General features: G+C 64.5%; 23 protein-coding genes. 8 read left to right on the forward strand and 15 right to left on the reverse strand.

The window, feature by feature from the left end; translation table 11 throughout:
• The 12 genes from N7333_RS08745 to N7333_RS08800 all read right to left on the reverse strand — a co-directional run.
• Positions 1-1,203 (reverse strand): AAA family ATPase (locus tag N7333_RS08745; protein ID WP_279858693.1); only part of this gene is annotated, 1,203 nt, incomplete at its 3' end.
• 11 nt (positions 1,204-1,214) lie between these two features.
• A complete protein-coding gene (gene tssG / locus N7333_RS08750; RefSeq protein WP_003242069.1) occupies positions 1,215-2,222 on the reverse strand; it encodes a type VI secretion system baseplate subunit TssG in 1,008 nt (335 codons plus the stop codon).
• Positions 2,186-3,976 (reverse strand): type VI secretion system baseplate subunit TssF, encoded by a 1,791-nt coding sequence (gene tssF / locus N7333_RS08755; protein WP_003242068.1) that lies wholly within the window; start codon positions 3,974-3,976, stop codon positions 2,186-2,188. The genes tssG and tssF overlap by 37 nt, the downstream gene beginning before the upstream one ends.
• Positions 3,977-4,006: 30 nt before the next feature.
• Complete coding sequence (locus N7333_RS08760) at positions 4,007-4,393, reverse strand: hypothetical protein (RefSeq protein ID WP_129483200.1); 387 nt, start codon at positions 4,391-4,393, stop codon at positions 4,007-4,009.
• Positions 4,386-5,831, reverse strand: coding sequence for a PAAR domain-containing protein (locus N7333_RS08765; protein ID WP_129483199.1), 1,446 nt, complete (start codon positions 5,829-5,831; stop codon positions 4,386-4,388). Before N7333_RS08765 ends, N7333_RS08760 begins: the two co-directional genes overlap by 8 nt.
• Entirely contained in the window at positions 5,821-6,246 is a 426-nt protein-coding gene (gene tssE, locus N7333_RS08770) for a type VI secretion system baseplate subunit TssE (protein WP_279858694.1), read from the reverse strand. Before tssE ends, N7333_RS08765 begins: the two co-directional genes overlap by 11 nt.
• 6 nt (positions 6,247-6,252) lie before the next feature.
• The gene (gene tssC / locus N7333_RS08775; RefSeq protein WP_003242064.1) at positions 6,253-7,731 is read right to left on the reverse strand and encodes a type VI secretion system contractile sheath large subunit; all 1,479 of its coding nucleotides are present in this window, start codon (positions 7,729-7,731) and stop codon (positions 6,253-6,255) included.
• Positions 7,732-7,756: 25 nt separating this feature from the next.
• Positions 7,757-8,263, reverse strand: coding sequence for a type VI secretion system contractile sheath small subunit (tssB, locus tag N7333_RS08780; RefSeq protein ID WP_003242063.1), 507 nt, complete (start codon positions 8,261-8,263; stop codon positions 7,757-7,759).
• A 54-nt stretch (positions 8,264-8,317) separates the two neighbouring features.
• Complete coding sequence (gene tssA, locus N7333_RS08785) at positions 8,318-9,880, reverse strand: type VI secretion system protein TssA (protein ID WP_129483198.1); 1,563 nt, start codon at positions 9,878-9,880, stop codon at positions 8,318-8,320.
• A gap of 435 nt (positions 9,881-10,315) precedes the next feature.
• Complete coding sequence (locus N7333_RS08790) at positions 10,316-11,218, reverse strand: D-hexose-6-phosphate mutarotase (RefSeq protein ID WP_129483197.1); 903 nt, start codon at positions 11,216-11,218, stop codon at positions 10,316-10,318.
• A gap of 104 nt (positions 11,219-11,322) precedes the next feature.
• A complete protein-coding gene (locus tag N7333_RS08795; RefSeq protein WP_003242060.1) occupies positions 11,323-12,699 on the reverse strand; it encodes a TRAP transporter large permease subunit in 1,377 nt (458 codons plus the stop codon).
• Positions 12,692-13,234 (reverse strand): TRAP transporter small permease subunit, encoded by a 543-nt coding sequence (locus tag N7333_RS08800; RefSeq protein ID WP_011920424.1) that lies wholly within the window; start codon positions 13,232-13,234, stop codon positions 12,692-12,694. The genes N7333_RS08795 and N7333_RS08800 overlap by 8 nt, the downstream gene beginning before the upstream one ends.
• 184 nt (positions 13,235-13,418) lie before the next feature.
• Here N7333_RS08800 and N7333_RS08805 point away from each other — a divergent pair, with 184 nt between their 5' ends.
• From N7333_RS08805 to N7333_RS08815, 3 genes are all read left to right on the forward strand, one after another.
• Positions 13,419-14,519 (forward strand): TRAP transporter substrate-binding protein, encoded by a 1,101-nt coding sequence (locus N7333_RS08805; RefSeq protein WP_003242058.1) that lies wholly within the window; start codon positions 13,419-13,421, stop codon positions 14,517-14,519.
• A 568-nt stretch (positions 14,520-15,087) separates the two neighbouring features.
• Positions 15,088-16,437, forward strand: a complete 1,350-nt coding sequence (locus N7333_RS08810) for a cache domain-containing protein (RefSeq protein WP_011920423.1) — start codon at positions 15,088-15,090, stop codon at positions 16,435-16,437.
• A 40-nt stretch (positions 16,438-16,477) separates the two neighbouring features.
• Positions 16,478-17,110, forward strand: a complete 633-nt coding sequence (locus N7333_RS08815; protein ID WP_003242055.1) for a response regulator transcription factor — start codon at positions 16,478-16,480, stop codon at positions 17,108-17,110.
• Between the two features lie 75 nt (positions 17,111-17,185).
• Here N7333_RS08815 and N7333_RS08820 read toward each other — a convergent pair whose 3' ends face one another.
• On the reverse strand, positions 17,186-17,587 hold the full coding sequence (locus N7333_RS08820) for an acyl-CoA thioesterase (protein WP_003242052.1): 402 nt from the start codon (positions 17,585-17,587) through the stop codon (positions 17,186-17,188).
• Between the two features lie 349 nt (positions 17,588-17,936).
• Between N7333_RS08820 and N7333_RS08825 the strand changes: the two genes are divergently transcribed.
• From N7333_RS08825 to N7333_RS08840, 4 genes are all read left to right on the forward strand, one after another.
• The gene (locus N7333_RS08825; protein WP_041772774.1) at positions 17,937-18,137 is read left to right on the forward strand and encodes a hypothetical protein; all 201 of its coding nucleotides are present in this window, start codon (positions 17,937-17,939) and stop codon (positions 18,135-18,137) included.
• A 19-nt stretch (positions 18,138-18,156) separates the two neighbouring features.
• The gene (locus N7333_RS08830) at positions 18,157-18,321 is read left to right on the forward strand and encodes a DUF1328 domain-containing protein (RefSeq protein WP_003242048.1); all 165 of its coding nucleotides are present in this window, start codon (positions 18,157-18,159) and stop codon (positions 18,319-18,321) included.
• 10 nt (positions 18,322-18,331) lie between these two features.
• Positions 18,332-18,793, forward strand: a complete 462-nt coding sequence (locus N7333_RS08835) for an inhibitor of vertebrate lysozyme family protein (protein ID WP_129483195.1) — start codon at positions 18,332-18,334, stop codon at positions 18,791-18,793.
• A gap of 164 nt (positions 18,794-18,957) precedes the next feature.
• Positions 18,958-20,187, forward strand: coding sequence for a spore maturation protein (locus tag N7333_RS08840; protein WP_003242043.1), 1,230 nt, complete (start codon positions 18,958-18,960; stop codon positions 20,185-20,187).
• 242 nt (positions 20,188-20,429) lie between these two features.
• Here N7333_RS08840 and N7333_RS08845 read toward each other — a convergent pair whose 3' ends face one another.
• Positions 20,430-21,011: a hypothetical protein gene (locus N7333_RS08845; protein WP_011920421.1), complete on the reverse strand. Its 582-nt coding sequence runs from the start codon at positions 21,009-21,011 to the stop codon at positions 20,430-20,432.
• A 283-nt stretch (positions 21,012-21,294) separates the two neighbouring features.
• Between N7333_RS08845 and N7333_RS08850 the strand changes: the two genes are divergently transcribed.
• On the forward strand, positions 21,295-22,272 hold the full coding sequence (locus N7333_RS08850) for an NAD-dependent epimerase/dehydratase family protein (protein WP_003242039.1): 978 nt from the start codon (positions 21,295-21,297) through the stop codon (positions 22,270-22,272).
• On the opposite strand, the gene N7333_RS08855 is transcribed toward N7333_RS08850, so the two are convergent.
• Positions 22,241-22,456, reverse strand: a complete 216-nt coding sequence (locus N7333_RS08855; RefSeq protein ID WP_003242036.1) for a dodecin — start codon at positions 22,454-22,456, stop codon at positions 22,241-22,243. The genes N7333_RS08850 and N7333_RS08855 overlap by 32 nt on opposite strands.
• Positions 22,457-22,464 lie beyond the last annotated feature (8 nt).

The raw sequence follows: 22,464 nt of genomic DNA on the forward strand, positions 1-22,464 counted from the left end.
AGTGTCGAGCACGTCCACCGCCTTGTCCGGCAACTGGCGACCAGCCAGGTAGCGCGCCGACAGCTCGGCGGCGGCGACCACGGCGTCGTCGCGCAGGTAGATGCCGTGGCTCTTCTCGTACACCGGCGCCAGGCCGCGCAGGATGGTCACCGCCTCGTCGACGGTCGGCTCATGCAGCTGCACCGGCTGGAAGCGGCGGGCCAGGGCCGGGTCCTTCTCGAAGTATTTCTTGTATTCGCTCCAGGTGGTGGCGGCGATGGTACGCAGCTCGCCACGGGCCAGCGCCGGCTTGAGCAGGTTGGCGGCATCGCCGCTGCCGGCCTGGCCACCGGCGCCGATCAGGGTATGGGCCTCGTCGATAAACAGGATGATCGGCTTGGGCGAGGCCTTGACCTCGTCGATCACGCCCTGCAGGCGGCGCTCGAACTCGCCCTTGACGCTGGCGCCGGCCTGCAGCAGGCCGAGGTCCAGGCACAGCAGCTCGACGCCCTTGAGCACCTGCGGCACCTCGCCGGTGGCGATGCGCAGGGCCAGGCCCTCGACGATGGCGGTCTTGCCCACGCCGGCCTCGCCGACCACGATGGGGTTGTTCTTGCGCCGGCGGGCGAGGATATCGACCATCTGGCGGATCGCGCCGTCGCGGCACAGCACCGGGTCGAGCTTGCCGTCGCGGGCCTGCTGGGTGAAGTTGTGGGTAAAGCGCGCCAGGTTCGACTCGCCCGGCGCCGCCGCTTTGCCGCCCGCGGCCTGCGGCTGCTGGCTGAGGGCGAAGTCGCGCAGACGCTCGGCATTGAGCTTGCTCAGCAGCGTCTGATAACGGCTGCCGGCGTAGCGCATGGGGTTGCGCAGCAGGGCGAGGATCAGCGCGGCCTGGTCGATCTGGCTGGCGCCCAGCTCCAGGTTGGCCACCAGCAGGGCGTCCTGCAGCCACTGCACCAGCTCGGCAGAAAACACCGGGTTGCGCGACTCGCTGTGCTCGCCGCGCGGCTGCAGCGTCTGGGCCAGCTCGCCGGCATCGATCTCGGCATCCTGCAGGGCGCGCGCCAGCAGGCTTTCCGGGCGCTCAAGGAGGCCCAGCAGCAGATCCTCGACGAGGATCTTGTTGCCGCCGCGTACCACGCAGCGTTCGGCGGCCATCTCCAGGTCGCGCTTGCTCGCAGCGTCCAGAGCTTGAACCAGTTGTTGCAGGTCGACGTTGATCATTTCATCTGTCCTTAATGAATCTTGCTGCCGAGGGTGACCAGACCGTCGGCGTTCTCACGGCCGAGCCAGGTGGTCCAGCCCAGCAGGCAGGGGTTGCCTTCGCCGATGCGCAGGTCGCGGATTTCGTCCTGACGCAGCTCCAGGCGGATGTCGTAGTCCAGCGGATCGCGCAGGGTGAAGCGCACCAGCGCGCAGAGCGGCTGGTAACCCGTGCCGATCGGCAGGAACTCGTGAAAGCGCGTCCAGCCCAGCTGGCGCACGTGGATGCGGAACTTGCCGCCGCGGTCGCGGACGCGCTCGCCGAGCACGGTGTCTTCGCCGAGCAGGCTGTTGGCGCGGCCGAGGCGGTTGCGCTGTTCTTCCAGCACCACCACCTGGCGCTCCAGGCACTGCTCGATGAACAGCTCGGCGTGCTTGAAGTAGTAACGCAGCACCGACTCGATCAGCGCCGCCGAATGGGCGCGCAGGCTGAGCAGGCCGAGGTAGGGCAGCAGGCGCTTCCAGTTCAGCTCCTGGGCCTGGCGGATCTGCTCGCTGCCCAGGCCGATCAGGGCGAACAGGTGCGCGGAGAAGGCGTCCATCGCCCCGCTCTGGAAGCTGGCGCGGTAGCGGTACTTCTGCCAGATCGGCAGCAACAGGCGCTGCAGACGGTTGTTGAACAGGTCGAGGAAGTCGCGGGTCGGGTTGCCGTCCTCGCTGTCACCCAGGGCCTGTTCGCTGTAGAAGGCCGGCAACGGCGAGCCGCCGCCGAACAGGCCGACCAGGTTGACGCGCATGCGCGCGCGCAGCTCGCCGTGCTCCTCGAAGAACTGCACGCGATCGATATCGCTGCCGGGGAAACCCAGGCTCGGGTTGGCCTGGAACTCCAGGTACTCGTAGAGGCGCTCGTCATCCAGTTGCGGATGGGCGACCTTGAGGCGCTCCAGCACCAGCTGTACGGCCTGGAACAGGCTGTACTCGCGGATGCCCCGGCTGAGCCGGTTCAGAGCAGGGGCTGCTGCCCCATGCGTGGCGTCCATTTGTACAACTCTCCCTGTGTGCTCTGTACGTGCAGCTCGTGGTAGCTGTTGAGGCTGGCGTAGAGGGCGAAAAATTCATTGAGTACCGAGGCGAAGAGGAACAGGTCGCCTTCGCCCAGGTAGCCGTCCGGGTTCATGGTCAGTTCGGTGCGCACGCCGCGCACCGGCAGGCCGCGGTGCAGGCGGTCGACATGGCGGTGGCCGATGCTCTTGAGGCCACCGAGCAGGCGCTTGCTGACGCGCTCGGCGTGCTGGTCGTAGTAGCGCGGCAGGTCGTAGGTCTCGAGGATCACCTTGAGCGCCTCGACGTTGGCCAGCGACAGGTAGTTCAGCGACATGTTGGAAATCAGCTTCCACAGGAAGTCGCGGTGCAGCGGCGGCGCATAGCAGGGGGTGACCGCGCTGATGTTGCGGAAGCTGAGAAAATCCGGAGTGTCCTCGCTGGGCAGGCAGATATCGCCCAGGCTCAGCTGACGCGGCAGATTCTGGTTGGTGCAGGTCAGCTCGATGGACAGCGTCTCGTGCTGGTCGAGGTTGCGCAGGCCGAAGCTGAGCCAGGTCTCCAGGCCGTCGCCGAGCATCGACGGCTGCTGACGCACGCTGTAGTGCGGGCGCGCCACCGGCACGTCGAAGCTGGGGTCGTGCTCGAACGACTCGAACGGCACGTACTCCTCGTAGCCCATGCCGCCCGGCTTCCAGCCGGTGACGCGGTCCACCGAGAACACGCCGCAATGCTGCGCGTCGAATTCGGCCGGCAGCAGCAGGTACTGGTCCTGCTTGCCGTCGAGGCGGATCGGGATGGCGTCGTGCTGGAACAGGTTGACCACCGGCGTGCAGTACAGGCGCACGTTTTCCAGGGTCGGGCGGATGCGCTGCACCCCGGCCTTGTGGATATCGAAGCGCAGCTCCAGACCGCGCGCCTGCTTGAGCAGATCCTCGGGCAGGCCATGGATGGCATCCAGGCCGAGCAGGTCGACGAAGAGGAACTTGTCCTGGAAGGCGAAGTATTCCTGCAGGTAGCGGTAGCCGCGGAAGGTGTTGAGCGGATAGGGGATCAGCGCCTCGTCTTCGGCGAAGCCCACCGGCTGCACCTGCTCGGGCTTGAGCTGCAGGGTGCCGAGAGTCTGGCCGAAGGCATCCTGCATGGGCTTGCCGGCCGCATCGAGCAGCACCAGCTGGATGCCGCCGAGGTTGCGCAGCAGCGCCAGGTAGAGCATCTGGCCGATATAGCGCTCGCCGGCCAGGTGCAGACGCAGCTTGTTCAGGCCGATCTCGCCGAGATGGCCGTCGGCGCTCATGCCCAGACGCAGGCTGAGCAGCGCGCCGTCGCCCTTGACCGAGTAGTCCAGGCCGTTCAGCGCCAGCGGCAGCACCTCGGTGGGGTAGCAGGTGCGAAAGCGGCAGGTGACGCCTTCGATGGCCTTGGCTTCCACCGGCGTGCCGCGCTTGACCGGCAACGCCGGGCCGGGGCGGGTCAGCGGGTCGAACTGCAGCATGCTGAAGGCCGGCAGCGGACGCATATAGTTCGGCCACAGCAGGTGCATCAGCGAGTGGGTCAGCTCCGGCAGCTCGTCGTCGAGCTTCTGCCGCAGGCGCCCGGTGAGGAAGGCGAAGCCTTCGAGCAGGCGCTCGACATCCGGATCACGCCCGGCCTGGCCAAGGAACGGCGCCAATGCCGGGCTGCGCTCGGCAAAGCGCTTGCCCAGTTGGCGCAGGGCGGTGAGTTCGCTTTGGTAGTAGTGGTTAAAAGACATGCTGTTTGCTCATCCCTGGGCGTGTTGCCGTTATGGACACAGAGAGGTGTCGTTGATCGTCCATATCGTTATGGCATTGCCTTTTTGTTCAATTGGCGAGCGCTTCAGATGAGCAAGCAGGCGCTGCTTGTCGAGCGATACCGACTTGCCATGTGCCGCGATATCCAGGCGATAAGTGCCTGGTACGCTGTCTTCCAGTGTTTCGTTGAACACGATGTAGGACAGCACCTCGATGGAGTCGTCAGCGGCCAGCCGCTGTCCAGCAGGGAATGAGCCTTTTCCGTTGGAGTAGTCATGGGTGGAAACTTCGACCGTGTAGCCACACACATTTTCGAAGTTGGCGATAAAGACGCTTTTCTGCTGGCTGCTGCAGCCAGCAAGCAGAATCGAAAGTAGACACAGCACGTGCTTAGTCATCGAATTTCACCCGGGTAAGCCACAACAGGCCCTTGACGTCGTTCTCCGAGGCGATGGAACGCTGCCAATAGTCCTGGTAGTTGCGTGGGCTGTGGGAGTGGTAATGCATAAGGTCTATCTCCCCTGCCGCTGGAATGGGGTGATTGTCCACAGGCGCCTGAGTGAGGATCGTGGAGGTCGACTTGTGGCTCCACGAGTACGCAGGTATCAAGCCACCATCGCCGTACTCGTTGAGGATGAGGTGACCCACCTCATGCGCAGCGGTGTGCGCGAAATCCTCATCGGCAAAATTGGCGGGATAGTTGGCAGCCGCCCACATGCCCAAGTTGTGGTAAATCTTTTTGAACATCGCGAAGCTAGTGGAACGACCGAAGTCATCACCGATTGAAGCAATGAGCGGGAAATTCTTGGCGCTGGGCTTGGCATGCACATCAGCGATGACCTTCACCTGAAACGCGCCTTTGGCTGTCTGAATCGGCTTGTCGATGCCGCCTGCACGACTGCCCTCACGCGACCAGTAGTATTCGACCCCCGCCTTGGCCAATACCTTCAGTTCATCGAATGTGCGGGCCGTCAATTGGTTGTTCCTGCCGGATACACCACCATCAGAGAAGCTGGGGCGCAGGGTGATCTCGACGGAGCCAGCGTTGCGATCAACGCGGGCATCGACCCACGGTGCGGCTGCAGCGCTATTGTCCAGCCGCAGCTCCGATACCTGCTCTTCAGCACCTTTCTTCACGGTCAGACGCACAAGCAGGTTGGGGCTTTTCAAAACACGAGTATCGAGAACGCCAGATCGGTCGTAGCCGTCCCACTGCCACTGGTGCTCACCTGTCGGAAGCAGCGCCGCTGTATCCGCTTCGCTATGGAGCAGCGTCTCGCCATCGTATACCTCCAGGGTCAGGCTATCGGCCGGATGTTTGCGGTTACGGATCTGGAAATCGATGGTCTCTCGATTGTTCGTTGTGCCTTGTCCAATTTCCTCGTAATCGGGAATCCGCAGAGGCGTGAGCACACGATTGCCTCCACGCTGCAAAGCAATGGTGTAATCCAGCGCGCGCTCTTCGGCCGCTTGAGCCGGAGGCACCAGAACATTGATGACGCTAGCTGCAGCAGCCACCAGCGACAGCGGCGCAACCGGGCTGAACGCCGCCCCACCGCCACTCGCGCCAATCAACACGGTGCCGGAGCCAGCCACCACGGTATTGCCATGACTACCCACCGAGCCCACCACCGCCGCCGGCTTGCCATTGATCAGCACGGTGGGAATCACCGCGCCGGCCATGGCGCCGCCGCAGGCGGAGGCGTCGCCCATGCGCGCGGCGGGCAGACTGTCGAACAGCACGTCGGGCGAGCCGGCGGCGATCGGGTTGGTGCCGTGGCCGGGAATCGGGCAGGCGGTGGGATCGCCGAGGCGGGCTGCGGGTTTACCGGACATGTGAGGCTCCTGGGTTGACCTTGACCTGACCGCTACCGTCCAGGCTCGCGGAGAAACTGACCTGACGCCTGACGCCATCCATCTCCAGCATCGCGTCGATGGCGAAGGCCTGGCGCAGCGGATCATGGGTGCGCGGCAGGGAAATCACGTGCACCTGGGTCAGACGGGGTTCGTACGCTTCGATAAAGCGTTCGATGGCGATACGCGCCTGCTGCAGCGAGTCGTGCAGCGACAGGCGCATATCGTTCAAATCGGGCAACCCGTAGTCGGGCAGCGTCTGCACGCTGCCCGCACGGGTGCTGAGCATCTTGGCCAGATGGGCAGCCACCGAGGCCATGGCGGCGACCTCGCGGCTCCAGCCGGCACGTTGGCCGGCCTCGCCACCGAGGCGCTCGAACAGGCTGCCGTAGGCCATGGCTGCTTACTCCTTGTCCAGCTTGCCGACCAGCGACAGGGTGAAGTCGGCACCCATGTACTTGAAGTGCGGGCGCACGTTCAGGCTGACGCGGTACCAGCCCGGCTCGCCTTCGACATCGCTGACGATGACCTGGGCGGCGCGCAGCGGACGACGGCTACGCACTTCGGAGCTGGGGTTCTCCTGGTCGGCCACGTACTGGCGGATCCACTTGTTCAGTTCCAGCTCGAGGTCGGTACGCTCCTTCCAGGCACCGATCTGCTCGCGCTGCAGCACTTTCAGGTAGTGGGCCAGACGGTTGACGATGAACATGTACGGCAGCTGGGTGCCCAGCTTGTAGTTCAGCTCGGCGGTCTTGCCTTCTTCGCTGATGCCGAAGAACTTCGGCTTCTGCGCCGAATTGGCGGAGAAGAACGCGGCGTTGTCGCTGCCCTTGCGCATGGTCAGGGCGATAAAGCCTTCCTCGGCCAGCTCGTACTCGCGACGGTCGGAAACCAGCACCTCGGTGGGGATCTTGGTCTCGATCTCGCCCATGCTCTCGAAGTGGTGCAGCGGCAGGTCTTCCACCGCGCCACCGCTCTGCGGGCCGATGATGTTCGGGCACCAGCGGAACTTGGCGAAGCTGTCGGTCAGACGGCTGGCGAAGGCGTAGGCGGTGTTGCCCCACAGGTAGTGCTCGTGGCTGTTGGCCACGTTTTCCTTGTAGACGAAGGTCTTCACCGGGTTGTCTTCCGGATCGTACGGGTTGCGCAGCAGGAAGCGCGGTACGGTCAGGCCGACGTAGCGGGCGTCTTCCTGCTCGCGGAAGCTCTGCCACTTGGTGAATTGCGGGCCTTCGAAGTGGTCCTTGAGGTCCTTCAGGTCCGGCAGGCCGGTGAAGGTTTCCAGGCCGAAGAATTTCGGGCCGGCCGAGGCGATGAACGGGGCGTGGGACATGCAGGCCACCGAGGCGACGTACTGCAGGGTCTTGACGTCCGGAGCGCTCGGGTCGAAGTAGTAGTTGGCGATCAGGGCGCCGACCGGCTGGCCACCGAACTGGCCGTACTCGGCGGTGTAGATGTGCTTGTACAGGCCGGACTGAACGATTTCCGGGCTGTCTTCGAAGTCATCGAGCAGGTCCTGCTTGGAGGCGTTGAGGATCTCCAGCTTGATGTTCTCGCGGAAGTTGGTGCGGTCCACCAGCAGCTTGAGGCCGCGCCAGGAGGATTCCAGGGCCTGGAAGTCCGGGTGGTGGAGGATCTCGTCCATCTGCCGGCTGAGCTTGGCGTCGATCTCCGCGATCATGCGGTCGACCATGGCCTTCTTCACCGGCTCGTTTTCGTTCTGCGGCTTGAGCAGCTCTTCGATGAAGGCCGATACGCCGCGCTTGGCGATGTCGTAGGCCTCGTCATCGGGGGTCAGTTTGGTCTCGGCGATGATGCGGTCGAGAATGCCGAGTTCGGCGGCGCTGTGGCTGCTTTCTACGGCTGCGCTAGTCGTGCTCATGAATATGCGTCCTTGTCAGTGAGAATCAGGAATCCAGCTTGTCTTTGGCGGCCAGGCCCAGTTCGCCGAGCACGCGATCGCGCGAGTCGTCGTCGGAGAGCACGCTTTCGATCGCCTTGCGGAAGGCCGGGGCGTTGCCCAGCGGGCCTTTGAGGGCGACCAGGGCGTCGCGCAGTTCCATCAGCTTCTTCAGCTCCGGTACCTGCTCGACCAGGTTGGCGGGGTTGAAGTCCTTCATGGAGTTGATGCGCAGCTGCACGGCCAGCTCGTCATCGGTCTGCTCGTCCTGCAGACGGTTCGGCACGGCGAAGGTCAGGTTCAGTTCCTGCTTGGCCAGCACTTCGTCGAAGCTGTTCTTGTCGATGCTGATGGGCTTGCGGTCTTCGATCTTGCGATCGTCGGCACGCTGGGTGAAATCGCCGAGCACCATGAGCTTCAGGGGCAGTTCGATTTCTTCCTGGGCGCCGCCGGTGGCGGGTTTGAAGGTGACGTTGATGCGTTCCTTGGGGGCTACCGAGCCTTCTTTGGCCATGGCTGTTCTCCTTTGCGTTGATGGCCCGGAGGCCTTGATTGGCGTGTTGGCGCCTTACTCCAGCACCACCTCGAGATCGAGGTGGCACAACCTGCGATAGATCTCGTCCTTGCTGTCGCGCACCGCATGGTTCTGCGGCAGCAGCTCGCAGCAGTGGTGCAGCAGGCGCAGCACGTCCAGGGCGAGATCGGGTTCCCACTCGCCGAGGCCGGCGGCCTGCAGCGTCTGGTCGAGCGATTCGAGTTGGGTCTTGGCCAGGTCGTACTTCTTCGCGGCGAAGCACAGGCGGGCCAGGGTCAGTTGCCAGAAGAAGCGTTCGCGGCCGCCACGGGCGCGCGACATGCCCTGCTTGAGCTGCTGCACGGCGGCCTTCAGGCCGTCCTTGCGCAGGCCGGGCAGCACCTGCTGCAGCGCCTCTTCCCAGGGCGGCGTGGCGCCCTGCTCGCTGGCGGCAGGCTTCTTCTCCACTTCCGGGGCCTGCAGGTGCGGCAGCACATGGGCACCGATCCAGGCACGGGTCTCGGCATCGGCGAAGGGCACGCCGTCATGGAAGCGCAGCTCGTCGAGGCCGGGCACGCGCTGCAAGAACAGGGCGAGCTGGATTTCCACTTCGCGCATGGCCTGCTCGGCCTTGAGCTCCTGCAGGCATTCCCAGACCAGGCGCTGGCCATCGAGCCAGAACGGCGCGCGGGCGATGCTGGCTTCCAGATCGGCGAGCAGGTCGGCGTAGGCGCCCTGGGCGAAACGTTCCTTGTAGGAGGCCAGCTTGTCGGCCGGCAGGCCGCGCAGGGCGGTGATCTGTTCGGCGTTGCGCTCGGGCAGCGACTCGATGGGCAGCCACAGCAGGGTACGCGCCAGGCGCAGCGGCTTGAGGTCGGTGGCCTTGTTCTTCAGCCACCAGGCGCACAGCGGGCGGGCGGCGTCCTGCTGGCTGCGCAGGGCCTTGTGGGCATCCTTCTCGCTTTCGATGGGACCGCTGCCGGTGATGATCTGGGTGGCGACCTGCTTGACCTGGGCAATGGCGGCGCCGACTGCGCCCGGCTCGGCCTGGCCCTGGCTGGCCCGCTTGATCTGCTCGTCGAGGCGGCGGCACAACGGCAGCAGCAGCGGCGAGTCCTCGCCGAGGTGGCTCGACAGGGTGGCTTCCAGACCGTGCAGGTGTTCGGCCAGACGGCGAAACAGCGGCAGCTGCTCGCTGATCGGCACGTGTTCGGCCAGCGCCTGTTCCAGGCGCGGCAGCAGCCAGTTGATGGCGGCGGTGCGGGTCCGCGCCTTGCGCGGGTGCAGCTCGTGCCAGTGGTGTTCGCAGAGGTAGTGCAGCAGGTTCAGACCGGCCTGCAGGCCGGCGAAGGATTCGCGCTGGAACAGGCCCCAGGTCAGCCAGGTGGCGGCGCGCAGATCCTTGGATTGGGTGGTCAGCAGGTTCTCGCTGCCCTCGCGCACCTTCTGCCAGTCGATGGCGCCGGTTTCATGCAGCGAGGAGGCCTTGCCCAGCTCGGTTTCCAGCATTTCGTATTCGCTGGAATAACGCACGTCTTCACCGGCGAAGTTCCCTTCATTAATAGGGGATTTAGCCAGATTGAGATAATGAGCGGTGAGCTTGCTGGAGTACGTCATTCCATGACTCGACTTCTAAGTGGGCAACTTCCGCAGGTGTAGCACTTGGCTATCCAGCCAGGGCAAAAACACCGCAGTGCGCAACTTTTTGCGCAGTTGTTTGTGCAACAACTTGCGCAAGATCCTTATAGGTCGGGCATCCTAGCCCCATGATCGAAGGGGGGCAACCGCCGGAAGTGTGAAATGCCTAACATTCGAGGACATCTTTCAAATTATTACCGGAACGTCAGTACCGGGTATTTGTCACGAACTTCCGACAAGTTGTCATCGATGTTTCAGGGCCGCGGAGATGTTCTTCCGTACTTGTAGGAAATAACTTACTAGCAAATTAGTGGCGCATCACATTTGATGGCACATTGATATTTGCTTATGTGACGCCGGCCGCTGTTTATATACTGGCTTTGTGCCAGGTCGGCTAGCGTCAGGCAGCGTCGATCAGTGCCCGAACGAGTCGCTGGAAAGCCGCAAATCGAGGCGGTGCCATTCGTCGGGTTTCACCTGCACCACATCCTCCAGCAGGTTGGCGGTCTCGATGCACAGCATGTTTTGCCAGGCGTCATCCGGGAACTGGGAAAGGCGCCTGGCCTTGTCGACCCAGGGATTCCACAGCACGGCCGAGCGCGAGCCGCTGCAATCGAGGTGAATGCGCCGCCCCCAGCCCGGATCGACGATGCTCAGGCGGGCCGGCGTGTCCATATAAATGCGGTCGGTCTCGCCGACGAAGCGCAATTCGGCATCCTGCCGCAGCTCTCGCCAGTCCTGCAGCGTGTCGACGTAGCGGCAGCCCCGCAGGCCATCGACGCTGACCTGGCGCACGTCGCTGACGGCGAAGTAGGTATGCAGGGCCTGGCTCAGGGTCAAGGGCGCTTCCCCACGGTTGTGGGTCTGCAGGCTCATAGCCAGATCGTCCGCCAGACGAATCTCGAACTGCAGGAGTGCCGCATGCGGCCAGCCCGCCAGCGGCTCCTTCTGCGTATCGAAGGCGAACCGCAGCGTCACCTGCTCGCCCTCCTCGTCGATGCCCAGCAGCTGCCAGTCCAGCCCGCGCACCAGACCATGGGCAGGCGCTTCGACCTGCTGGTAGTGCGCCTGCACCGCCTGGGGATTGCGCCGCAGGTCGCCGAACCAGGGCCAGCAGATCGGCACCCCGCCACGCACGCTCTGCGCGCGCTGATAGGCGGCCTCGGGGCTGAGCCAGATCAGCGGCGGCTGGCCGTCGCGCTGGTAAGCGAGTATCTGCGCCCCCTGCTGGGCCACCAGCAGCTCGCTGCGCTGGGTGCGAATGCGCCAGCAGATCAGTTGATCCAGTTCCACACGTTCGACTTGGGTATTGCTCATGGCGGCTTCTCGCTCTGCGAAATGGCTTCTATTGGACGCTCAGACGGCGCACAAAGCAAAACGCCCGTCACTAGGACGGGCGTCTGGCAACTGCGAGGTATGACCTACTTGCCGTAGACCTGTTCCGGCAGCCAGGTGATCAGCCCCGGGAACATGTAGGCGATCACCAGCAGCAGGATCTGGATCAGGATGAACGGCACTACACCCTTGTAGATGGTGCTGGTGGCCACCGATGCCGGCGTCACCCCGCGCAGGTAGAACAGTGCGAAGCCGAACGGCGGGGTGAGGAAGGAGGTCTGCAGGTTCAGCGCGATCATCACGCCGAGCCAGATCGGATCCAGCCCCATGGCCAGCAGCACCGGCCCGACGATCGGCACCACCACGAAGGTGATTTCGATGAAGTCGAGGATGAAGCCGAGCAGGAAGATCACCAGCATCACCAGGAAGAAGGCGCCAAGCACGCCGCCCGGCAGCTGGGCGAACACTTCCTCGATCATGTGCTCGCCGCCGAAACCGCGGAATACCAGGGAGAACAGCGAGGCGCCGATCAGGATCATGAAAACCATGGCGCTGATCTCGGTGGTGCCGTAGGCCACTTCCTTGAGCTGGCCGAAATTCAGCTTGCCCTTGCTCGCCGCCAGCAGCATCGCACCCACGGCGCCCAATGCCGCGGCCTCGGTGGGCGTGGCATAGCCGGCGAGGATCGAGCCAAGCACCGCGCCGATCAGGATCAGCGGCGGTACCAGCGCCTTGATCAGCTTGCCCCACTCGATCGGCCCCAGCTCTTCCTGCGGCAGCGCCGGCAGCTTCTTCGGCTGGAAGATCGCGGTGCCGACGATATAGAGGATGTACAGGCCGACCAGCAGCAGACCGGGCAGCAGGGCGCCGACGAACAGGTCGCCGACCGAAACGGTTTTCGGCGAGAAGATGCCCATCTTCAGCTGCGCCTGCTGATAGGCGCTGGACATCACGTCGCCGAGCAGCACCAGCACGATGGACGGCGGGATGATCTGGCCCAACGTGCCGGTAGCCGCCAGGGTGCCGGTGGAAATGGCCGGATCATAGCCGCGGCGCAGCATGGTCGGCAGCGCCAGCAGGCCCATGGTCACCACGGTGGCACCGACGATGCCGGTGGAAGCGGCCAGCAGGGCGCCGACCACGCACACGGAAATCGCCAGACCGCCACGCAGGGTGCCGAACAGGCGCGACATGGACTCGAGCAGATCCTCGGCCACTCGCGAGCGTTCCAGCATCACCCCCATGAACACGAACAGCGGCACGGCCAGCATGGTCTGGTTGTTCATGATGCCGAACAGACGGTTGGGCAGGGCGCTCAGGTAACCGGCATCGAAGGTACCGGTGAGCACGCCGATACCGGCGAACAGCAGGGACACACCGGCCAGGGTGAAGGCCACCGGATAACCGGCCATCAGCGCCAGGCAGATGCTGACGAACAGCAGAATCGCCATCAACTCAGCCATGTTTCACCTCCGGAGCCGGCAGGCGACCGCTGATGACGTAGAGCGCCTTGATCAGATTGGAAACGCCCTGCAGCGCCAGGCTGACCACCAGCACCAGGATGATGCTCTTCTGCAGGTAGACGAACTTCAGACCGCCGGACTCCCCCGAGGCCTCGCGGGTCGCCCAGGAGTTGCTGACGTAGTCCCAGCTGGCCCAGCCGAGGAACAGCGCGACCGGCAACAGGAACAGCAGGGTGCCGAGAATTTCCACCAGCGCCTGACGGCGACCGCTGAATTTCTGGAAGAAGATGTCCACGCGCACATGGCCGTTACGCTGCAGCACCCAGGCCGCAGCGCCCATGAATACCAGCGCATGGGCGTAGAGCACGGCTTCCTGCAGCGCCGTCGCGCCGATACCGAAGCCGTAGCGCAGTACCACGACGATGGCGGTGCCGATTACCAGAAACAGGGTGAGCCAGGCGCAGGCCTTGCCGAATAGGGCGTTGCACGCATCGATGAAGCGTGCCAACCCAAGTAAAGGGGGGGGATTGGGCATGGCAGATCCTTATTCTTATAGCCAAGGGGCTCGGGATTCTAGGTGGCCGCTCGAGAGCGTCGCAACCCGCAATACTACGTACGTAGTCGCTGCGCTTGAGTGATGCCATTGCCTATGATAGTCAGAACGCTCCGAATGCTGGCGATCCCGGTGTTCGAGTCATCACAACAACAAGGAGCATTGCATGAAACGTCGCGACATACTCGCCGCAGCCGGTGTTGGCCTGGCAGCCACCGCACTGGTGGGCTGCAAAGAAGAGGCAAAAAGCGCCGCTGCGCCCCAAGAGGGCTCGAGTTCCCAGACCTTCAACTGGAAGATGGTCACCTCCTGGCCGAAGAACTTCCCAGGCGTCGGCGTCGGCGCCGAGCGCTTCGCCAAGCTCGTCGAGGAGATGAGCAACGGCCGTCTGAAGATCAAGGTCTACGCCGCCGGCGAGCTGGTTCCGGCGCTGGAAGTGTTCGATGCAGTCTCTCGCGGCACCGCCGAAATGGGTCACGGCGCGCCGTACTACTGGAAGGGCAAGGTCCCGGCCGCGCAATTCTTCTGCGCCTCGCCGTTCGGTCCCAACGCCCAGGAAATGAACGCCTGGCTGCACCGCGGCGGCGGTCAGCAGCTGTGGGAAGAGGTGTACAAGCCGTTCGGCGTCCTGCCCATGGCCTGCGGCAACACCGGCGTGCAGACTGCCGGCTGGTTCAACAAGGAAATCAACTCGGTCGACGACTTCAAGGGCCTGAAGATGCGCACCCCCGGCCTGGGCGGCGAAGTGCTGACCAAGATGGGCGGTACCGTGGTCAACATGCCGGCCGGCGAGATCTTCACTGCCATGCAGACCGGCGCCATCGACGCCACCGAGTGGATCGGCCCGTACAACGACCTGGCCCTGGGCCTGCACAAGGCTGCCAAGTACTACTACACCCCGGGCTGGCAGGAGCCGAGCGTACTGTTCGAGCTGGACGTCAACCTCAAGGCCTGGGACACCCTGCCGGCCGACCTCAAGGCCATCGTTCGTGCCGCCGCTCGCGACGTCAACGGCGACATGCTCGACGACTACAACGCCAAGAACATGGAAGCCATGGAACAGCTCAAGGCCGATGGCGTGGAAGTCCGCCGCCTGCCGGACGAAGTCCTGGCCCGCCTGAAGGAAGTGGCGGCCGAGGTGGTCGATGCCAGCGCCGCGGCCGACCCGGCAGCGAGCAAGGTCTGGGAACACCAGAAGGCCTACCTCAAGCGCCTGTACGAATACGCCGAAAGCAACGAGAAGGACATCTACAACATCCGCGGCTGATTGCCGAGCCATGCAAAGCTCGGCGTCGCGCGGCGAGCCGTTCGCCTAGCGCGGCGACTATCGCAGACCCGGTGCAATCGCCGGGTCTTCTCTTTTGAGCCAAGGCAGATGGCCGCTGTCTGGCCCCTTCGCTGGGTATCGAGCGGTTTCCCGACCCGACTCGGGCTTTACCCGCTGCATCCTCGACCAGTCCCACTAGGCTCAGGCTTCGCTGCCGACGCGATTGCGCCCGGACGCTCAGGAGACACACCGCCTTCACCGGGAATCGTCAGCACTCGACATGGCCAGCGAGAGCCGTGGTGGATATCTCCTGATCGCCGACGAAGTGCGCGTCTTGGCCAGCCACACGCCACAAAGCACAGCGCAAATCCGGGTATGATCGACTGCCTGCAGACAGGCACCGAATACACACGGATGCGATGCGCCGTTCCAGCGACGCCGGTCATGCCGCTGGGCGGACGAGTCAGGCCAGCGCCGCTCGACCCCGCCAACCCGGCGACGACCCGGGTACTCTGCTGCGCCAATTTCGCATTCAGCTGGCTGTGTTCTTTCCGGAATGACCTGACCCATGCAGCTCAAACACAAGATAGTCGCACTCAGCGTGCTGCCGTTGCTGCTGGCCGTGGCGGTGGTCTGTGTTCTGGTGTTCTTCCAGAACCAGCGCCTGGGCGAGCAACAGGCGCGCCTGATCGAAGACAGCATCCTGGCGAGCAAGCGCGTCGAGCTCAAACACTATGTCGAGATGGCCCTGAGCATCATTTCGCCGCTGTACGAAAGCGGCCGCGACGATGCCGAGATCAAACAGCAGGTGTTGGGGGTGCTGGCCAGAATCAGCTTCGGCAGCGACGGCTACTTCTTCGTTTACGAGAGCAACGGGCGCAACCTGATGCATCCGCGTCAGGGCGAGCTGGTCGGGCAGGACCTCTGGAACATGACCGACCCGCGCGGCCTACTGGTCATTCAGGCCCTGATGCAGAGCGCGCAGAGCGGCGACGGCTTCCAGCTTTACGCCTGGCAGAAACCGTCCACCGGCGAGGTGACCGACAAGCTGGCCTACGTGGTCATGCTCGAGCGCTGGGGCTGGATGCTCGGCACCGGCATCTATCTGGAAGACGTCGACCAGGCGATTGCCCAGGTGCACGACGAGGCCAGCAACGGCATCCATGCCACCATGCTGGCGATTGCCGGCGTGGCCTTGGTCGCCGTGCTGCTGGTGTTCGCCGGCGGCCTGGCGCTGAACCTCAGCGAGCATCGCCTGGCGGATCGCAAGCTGCAGTTGCTCACCCAACGCATCGTCAGCCTGCAGGAAGAGGAGCGCTCGCGGGTCTCGCGCGAGCTGCACGACGGCATCAGCCAGCTGCTCGCTTCCATCAAGTTCCAGTTCGAGCTGGCCAGCCTGGAGCTGGCCTCGGGCAATGAGCAGGGTCTGGACACGCTGCACAAGGGCACCGAGCGGCTCGCGGGTGCCATCGGCGAAGTGCGACGGATTTCCCACGACCTGCACCCCTCGCTGCTCGACACCCTCGGCCTGCCCGCCGCGATTGCTCAGCTGGTCGCCGAATTCGAGCAACGCAGCGGCCTGCTGATCGACTACAAGAACGACCTGGGCGATACACTGCTCAACGATGGGATGGCGGTTGCGCTGTTCAGGATCCTGCAGGAAGCCCTGACCAATATCGAGCGCCACGCGCAGGCGAACACCGTTGCCATCAGCCTCGACGGCCGGGCGCGACGGGTGCGTTTGCGGGTTCGCGACGACGGTGTCGGTTTCAGCTCCCGGCATTTCGACACCCTGACTGGCGGTATCGGCTTGCGCAACATCCGCCAGCGTGTCGAACATTTTGGCGGGCGCTTCGCCCTGACCTCGCAACCCGGCCACACGGAGCTGATGGTGACGCTGCCACTACCGACACCCTAGCTCTCGACTGAAACGACCAAAACAACAAGAGCGCGCATCCATGACCGCTGCCACCATACGAATTGCCCTGATAGACGACCACGCTCTGGTGCGCGAAGGTATTCGCGCGCTGCTCGAGGTGCTGCCTCATTTCCAGGTCGTCGGCGAGGCCGGCAGTGGCGCCGAGGCGTTCGACCTGCTGCAGCGCACCCCAGTCGACATCCTGCTGATGGATGTGGGCCTGCGCGACATCAACGGGCTGGAACTGACCCGCCAGCTGCGCGAGCGCTACCCCGCCATAAAGGTGTTGATGCTGAGCATGTACGACAATCAGGAGTACGTGAGCAGCTCGCTGGCGGTGGGCGCCAGCGGCTACGTTCTGAAGGAAGCGCCTTCCCGGGAAATCGTCGCGGCTATCGAAGCCATTGCAGCCGGCGGCAGCTTCTACAGCGGCGATATCGCGCGCAAGCTGGTCAAGCCGGCCCCCAGCGAAGACGAACTGACGCCGCGCGAACGCGAGGTGCTGCTGATGCTCGCCCAGGGTCTGAACAACAAGGTCATGGCCCGCACCCTGCAGATCAGCGTGCGCACCGTGGAAACCCATCGCCTGAGCATCAGGCGCAAACTGGCTATCGACAAGCCGGCAGACCTGCTCAAGCATGCCCTGGCCCATGGCTGGGTACCCTACGACTAGCAGGCCGTCAGGTGGATAGAGCCCTGCAGCCCCCAAGCGCCGGAATGCGGCAGTCGACGGCGAGTAGCCTCAGCTTCAGCGGCGTGCCGGTACCGGGCGGGTACGGCCGCTGCCGTCGATGGCGACGAAGACGAACACCGCCTCGGTGACCTTGCGCCATTCGTTGGACAACGGATCGTCGCTCCACACCTCGACCATCATCTGGATCGAGCTGCGCCCCACTTCCAGGGCCTGGGTGTAGAAGGACAACTGCGCACCCACCGCCACCGGCACCAGAAAGGCCATGCGATCGATGGCCACGGTCGCTACGCGGCCCCCCGCGACCTTGCTCGCCATGGCGGTACCGGCGAGGTCCATCTGCGAAACCAGCCAGCCACCGTAGATATCACCGAAACCATTGGTCTCGCGCGGCAGCGCAGTGATCTGCAGGGCGAGGTCACCCTGAGGGATCGGATCTTCCTGTTCGTAGTCGTTCATCGGCTCGAGACTCGCGGCGCGGTTGTTGTTCTGAGGCGCGGAACCCGCATGGCACACGGGCGCAGCGAGTATACCGACTGAGCGGTCGGCGGGCGACCACATCAACGGCCCCCGGCGCCTGGCCGTCGGGCAAAACGCACGACCGGCAAACGCCCGTTCGGGCAGGATGCCCGTCACCGGTCACCCCAGCCAATATTCAAGTCACTGATTTTAAAAGGATTTACTTCCAGCAAAAGACTGGCACGGGCGCTGCAATGCTTTGGTTGAGTGATCGGTGATGCACCGGTCACGAGGTTGGAAAAGGAAGGGGCGGACATGCCATTCGCCCCAATGCGACAGGAGAACCGCCATGTGGATAGTCGCTTTGGTGCTGGCAGCCTTGCTGCTACTGCTGAGTCTGATCCTCGCCAGCGTCCTGCTGGTTGGCCAGACCCTGTGCGCCAGCCGCAACACCACCGCCGAGCTGGACCTGCCCGAGGGCAGCCCGCGCCAGCCGGCCATCCCGAGCAACCCGCAACACCCCTGGCCCGCCTGGGCCGCTACCCATTGAACCACCGAGGAGAAACGCCATGCTGAGTTGGGCACTTACTTTTCTGATCATCGCCATCATCGCTGCCGTACTGGGCTTCGGTGGTATCGCCGGCACCGCCGCAGGTATCGCCAAGATCCTGTTCGTGGTGTTCCTGGTGCTGTTCATCATCTCGTTCATCATGGGCCGTCGCCCCCGCATGTAAGGAGACGTCGATGCAGTTGATGCACGCCATTGCCGCCGCCCTGTTGATGGGTGGCGCCCTGGCGGCCCAGGCCGCCGATCGAGATGCCGCCTTCCACCCGGGCGAGCTGCTGACCAGCAACGCCGAATACCGCGAGGCCTGGCAGGGTCTGGTCAAGAACGAGGAACGCCTGCCGGACTGGCTGATCAACCTCAGCGGCCTGTCGACGCCGATGCAGGCCGTGGAAGCCGACAGTGACCGCTATCTGGTGGGCCAGGTGTGCGAAGCGCACAACTGCTTCAGCCAGCGCGCGTACATCGCCTTCGAATGGCAGGACGACGATGCCTATGCGCTCTACGTCCAGGTGCCCGAAGGCCTGCCGGAAGATCGCGCCCCCAGCGAGCACGCCAGCCTGCGCTGGCTGGGCGAGCCCAGCGAGGAAATCCAGCAGATGCTGATGGAGCAGCTGCGCAACGACCCCAACTGGTATTGAGTGACGGCTCATTGCCGGCGGTCCCCTACAACCTCGTCGGCACGCTATCATCCCCCGCCATAACGGCATGCCCTCCCTATCCGGCGCCTGGCGCCACCTTCTCCTGAGGGAGAAGGGCAGCAAGGAAGGCGTCGCTTCGCGACTTCGAGCTAAGGGGGATCGCAATGCTCAACGGCCTTTGGCTGAGTTTTTTCCTGCTGGGTGCGATCGCCGCCCTGGCCCGCTGGCTGATCGGTGGCGACGCCACCGTGTTCGGCGCCATGGTCGAGAGCCTGTTCGCCATGGCCAAGCTCTCGGTGGAGCTGATGGTGGTGCTGTTCGGCACGCTGACGCTGTGGCTCGGCCTGCTGCGCATCGCCGAGAAGGCTGGTCTGGTGGATCTGCTGGCGCGCCTGCTGGGCCCGCTGTTCGCCCGCTTGATGCCGGAAGTGCCGCGCGGCCACCCGGCGCTGGGACTGATCAGCATGAACTTCGCCGCCAATGGCCTGGGCCTGGACAACGCCGCCACGCCCATCGGCCTGAAAGCCATGCGCGCCCTGCAGGATCTCAACCCCAGCGCCACCACCGCGAGCAATGCGCAGATCCTGTTTCTGGTGCTCAACACCTCGTCGCTGACCCTGCTGCCGGTATCGATCTTCATGTACCGCGTGCAGCAGGGCGCGGAAGACCCGACCCTGGTCTTCCTGCCGATCCTGCTCGCCACCAGCGCCTCGACGCTGGCCGGGCTGCTGGCCGTGGCCCTGGTGCAACGCCTGCGCCTGTGGGACCCGGTGGTGCTGGCCTACCTGATCCCCACCGCCTTGCTGCTGGGCGGCTTCATGGCATTGCTGGCCGGCATGAGCGCCACCGCGCTGGCGGCGCTGTCCTCGCTGCTCGGCAACCTCACCCTGTTCGGCCTGATCATGCTGTTCCTGCTGGTCGGCGCCCTGCGCCGGGTGGCGGTGTACGAAAGTTTCATCGAAGGCGCCAAGGACGGCTTCGACGTGGCCAAGAGCCTGCTGCCGTATCTGGTGGCCATGCTCTGCGCCATCGGCGTGCTGCGTGCCTCCGGCGCCCTGGATTTCGGCCTCGACGGCATCCGCTGGCTGGTCGAGGCGCTGGGCTGGGATACCCGTTTCGTCGACGCCCTGCCGACCGCGCTGATGAAGCCCTTCTCCGGTGGCGCCGCGCGCGCCATGCTGATCGAGACCATGGAGAATTTCGGCGTCGACAGCTTCCCCGCCCTGATCGCCGCCACCGTGCAGGGCAGCACCGAAACCACCTTCTACGTGCTGGCGGTATATTTCGGCGCCGTCGGCCTGCAGCGCGCCCGTCACGCCGTGGGCTGCGCGCTGGTGGCCGATGCGGCTGGGATTATTGCCGCCATCGGCGTGTGCTACTGGTTCTTCGGCTAGACGGTCTACCGCCTCCGGCCGGGCTTCTGGGGTGTCCGAGGCCGCCGAGGTCGTGGCGATGCCCTCCGATCCGTAAACGAGTGGTGCGCACGGCGCACCCTACGGGGCGGTGGACGTCTTCGTCATCGGCGTGTGGTTGAGGGCGGGCGGTCGTCGGGTGCGCCGCGCGCACCGCTCTTACAGGCATTCCCAACCATGGCCAACCCGGCCGCGAGACGGGAACGATTGGTGCGCGGCGGCGGCTATTCGTCGAAACCGAGCGTCCTGCCAGCCCAGGTCAGCAGCGGATCGTCGTGCTTGTACTGACGCAGGGCGAGCAGCTTGGGCGCGACGAAGGCCTCGAAATCCTCGGCACGCTCGAAGTAGACGCCGGTGAAGATGGTGAACATCGACTTGTTGCCGACCGTGGCATAGAACAGGTTGCCCACTGGCTCGCCGTCCTGGGTCAGCAGCTTGAGGCTGGCGCGCGCGGCCAGCTTGGTTTGCAGCGGCAGCTCCTGCTCGACCAGACCGCTGCCGCGCAGGCCGAACGAGGCGCCGAAGGTTTCCGCGTAGCTGGTCATCAGTGCGTCGCTGGCACGCGGATAGAGCGAAACGCCGCTGTAGAGATAGAACCAGTCGCTGCCTTCGCTCTCGAAGCTGAGGTCGATGCTGCGCGCCGCATAGGTCACCAGCTTCTCGTAGCGACCGCCATCCGGCGCATCGTAGGCGGAGAAATCCTCCCCGCTGAGCAGCAGACGGCGCTCTTCGACCAGCGGCGTTTCGCTTTCGATGCAGCCGCCCAGCGCCAGCGCGGCCAGCAACATCAGCATTGATCTGAACATGACATTCCTCCCTGAACATGCGCCCTCAGCTTGCCCGAATCGCACCCTGCTCGCCAGCGGCCGCCCTGCGGGCTGTGCACGGCGCCACACCACTGGTCGGCTTGGCACGCATCATCATGGCCAATGGCCATTTTCGCCACTACCTGGCGGCGCGCTCCGGCCTAGACTGGCAAAAGGCTTTCAACAACAACTACGAGGCCTGCTCAGCGCGCTCAGCAAGCCCCGGCGCGCTTGCCGCAATCGACCAGGCCAGGCGGCCGCCAAGCGCCGCGGGGAGACAGCCATGCGCGTTCTGATCACCGGCGCAGCCGGCTTCATCGGCCACCAACTGCTCGACGAACTGGCCATTCAGCATCCGCAATGGACGCTGATCGCCGCCGATATCCGCGCGCTCGACAGTCGCGGGCTGAAAGCCAACGTCGAGCCGGTGTTGCTGGACATGGGCCGCCCCGCGCAGGTGCGGGCCTGCGTTGCCGGCTGGAAGCCGGACGCCATCGTCCACCTGGCCACCGTGATACGGCCACCGCGCGACATGAGCGAAGCACACCTGCACGCCATCGAAGTGGGCGGCACCCAGTGCCTGGTGGACAGCGCCATCGCCAACGGCGTGCGCCAGCTGATCGTCACCAGTTCCGGCGCCGCCTATGGCTACGCCCCCGAGAATGCCGAGTGGATAGACGAGAATCAGCCGCTGCGTGGGCACCCGCATTTCGTCTACGCCAGGCACAAGCTGGAGATCGAGCAGCTGTTGGCGCGCAGCCGGGCCCAGCATCCGCAGCTGCGTCAGCTGATCCTGCGTCCCGGCACCATTCTCGGCCGCCGTCTGAACAACCCGATCAGCGACCTGTTCAAGAAACGCGCCGTGCTCGGCGTCCGCGGTCATGACAGCCGCTTCGTGTTCATCTGGGAGCAGGACGTGGTCGGCATCATCCGCCAGGGGCTGGAGACCGCTCGCGAAGGCATCTACAACCTGGCCGGCGATGGCGCCCTGAGCCTGGCGGAGATCGCCGAGATTCTCGGCAAACCCTACCGGCCCGTGCCGGCCACGCTGCTGGCCGCTGCGCTGCGCCTGCTCAAGCCGCTGGGGCTGAGCCAGTACGGCCCGGAGCAACTGGACTTTCTGCGCTACCGGCCGGTGCTGGCCAACCAGCGGTTGAAGGAGGAGTTCGGCTATCAGCCGCGCTACACCAGCCGCGAAGCCTTTCTCGCCTTCCTCAACGCACAGGGCATCAGCTACCGCTCAGGCGAAAGCCGACCTTGAGGGTGACCTGGTAGTGACCCACCTTGCCGTCCTCGATATGGCCACGGGTTTCCACCACCTCGAACCAGTCCATGTTGCGTACGCTCTTGGCGCACTCACTCAGGGCGTTCTCGATGGCGTCCTCGATGCTGGTTCGCGATGAACCAACGATTTCGATCTTCTTGTAGGTGTGGTGATCGGTCATGCTGTTCT

Source organism: Pseudomonas sp. GD04158 (genome assembly GCF_029834875.1).
Taxonomy (GTDB): domain Bacteria; phylum Pseudomonadota; class Gammaproteobacteria; order Pseudomonadales; family Pseudomonadaceae; genus Aquipseudomonas; species Aquipseudomonas hydrolytica.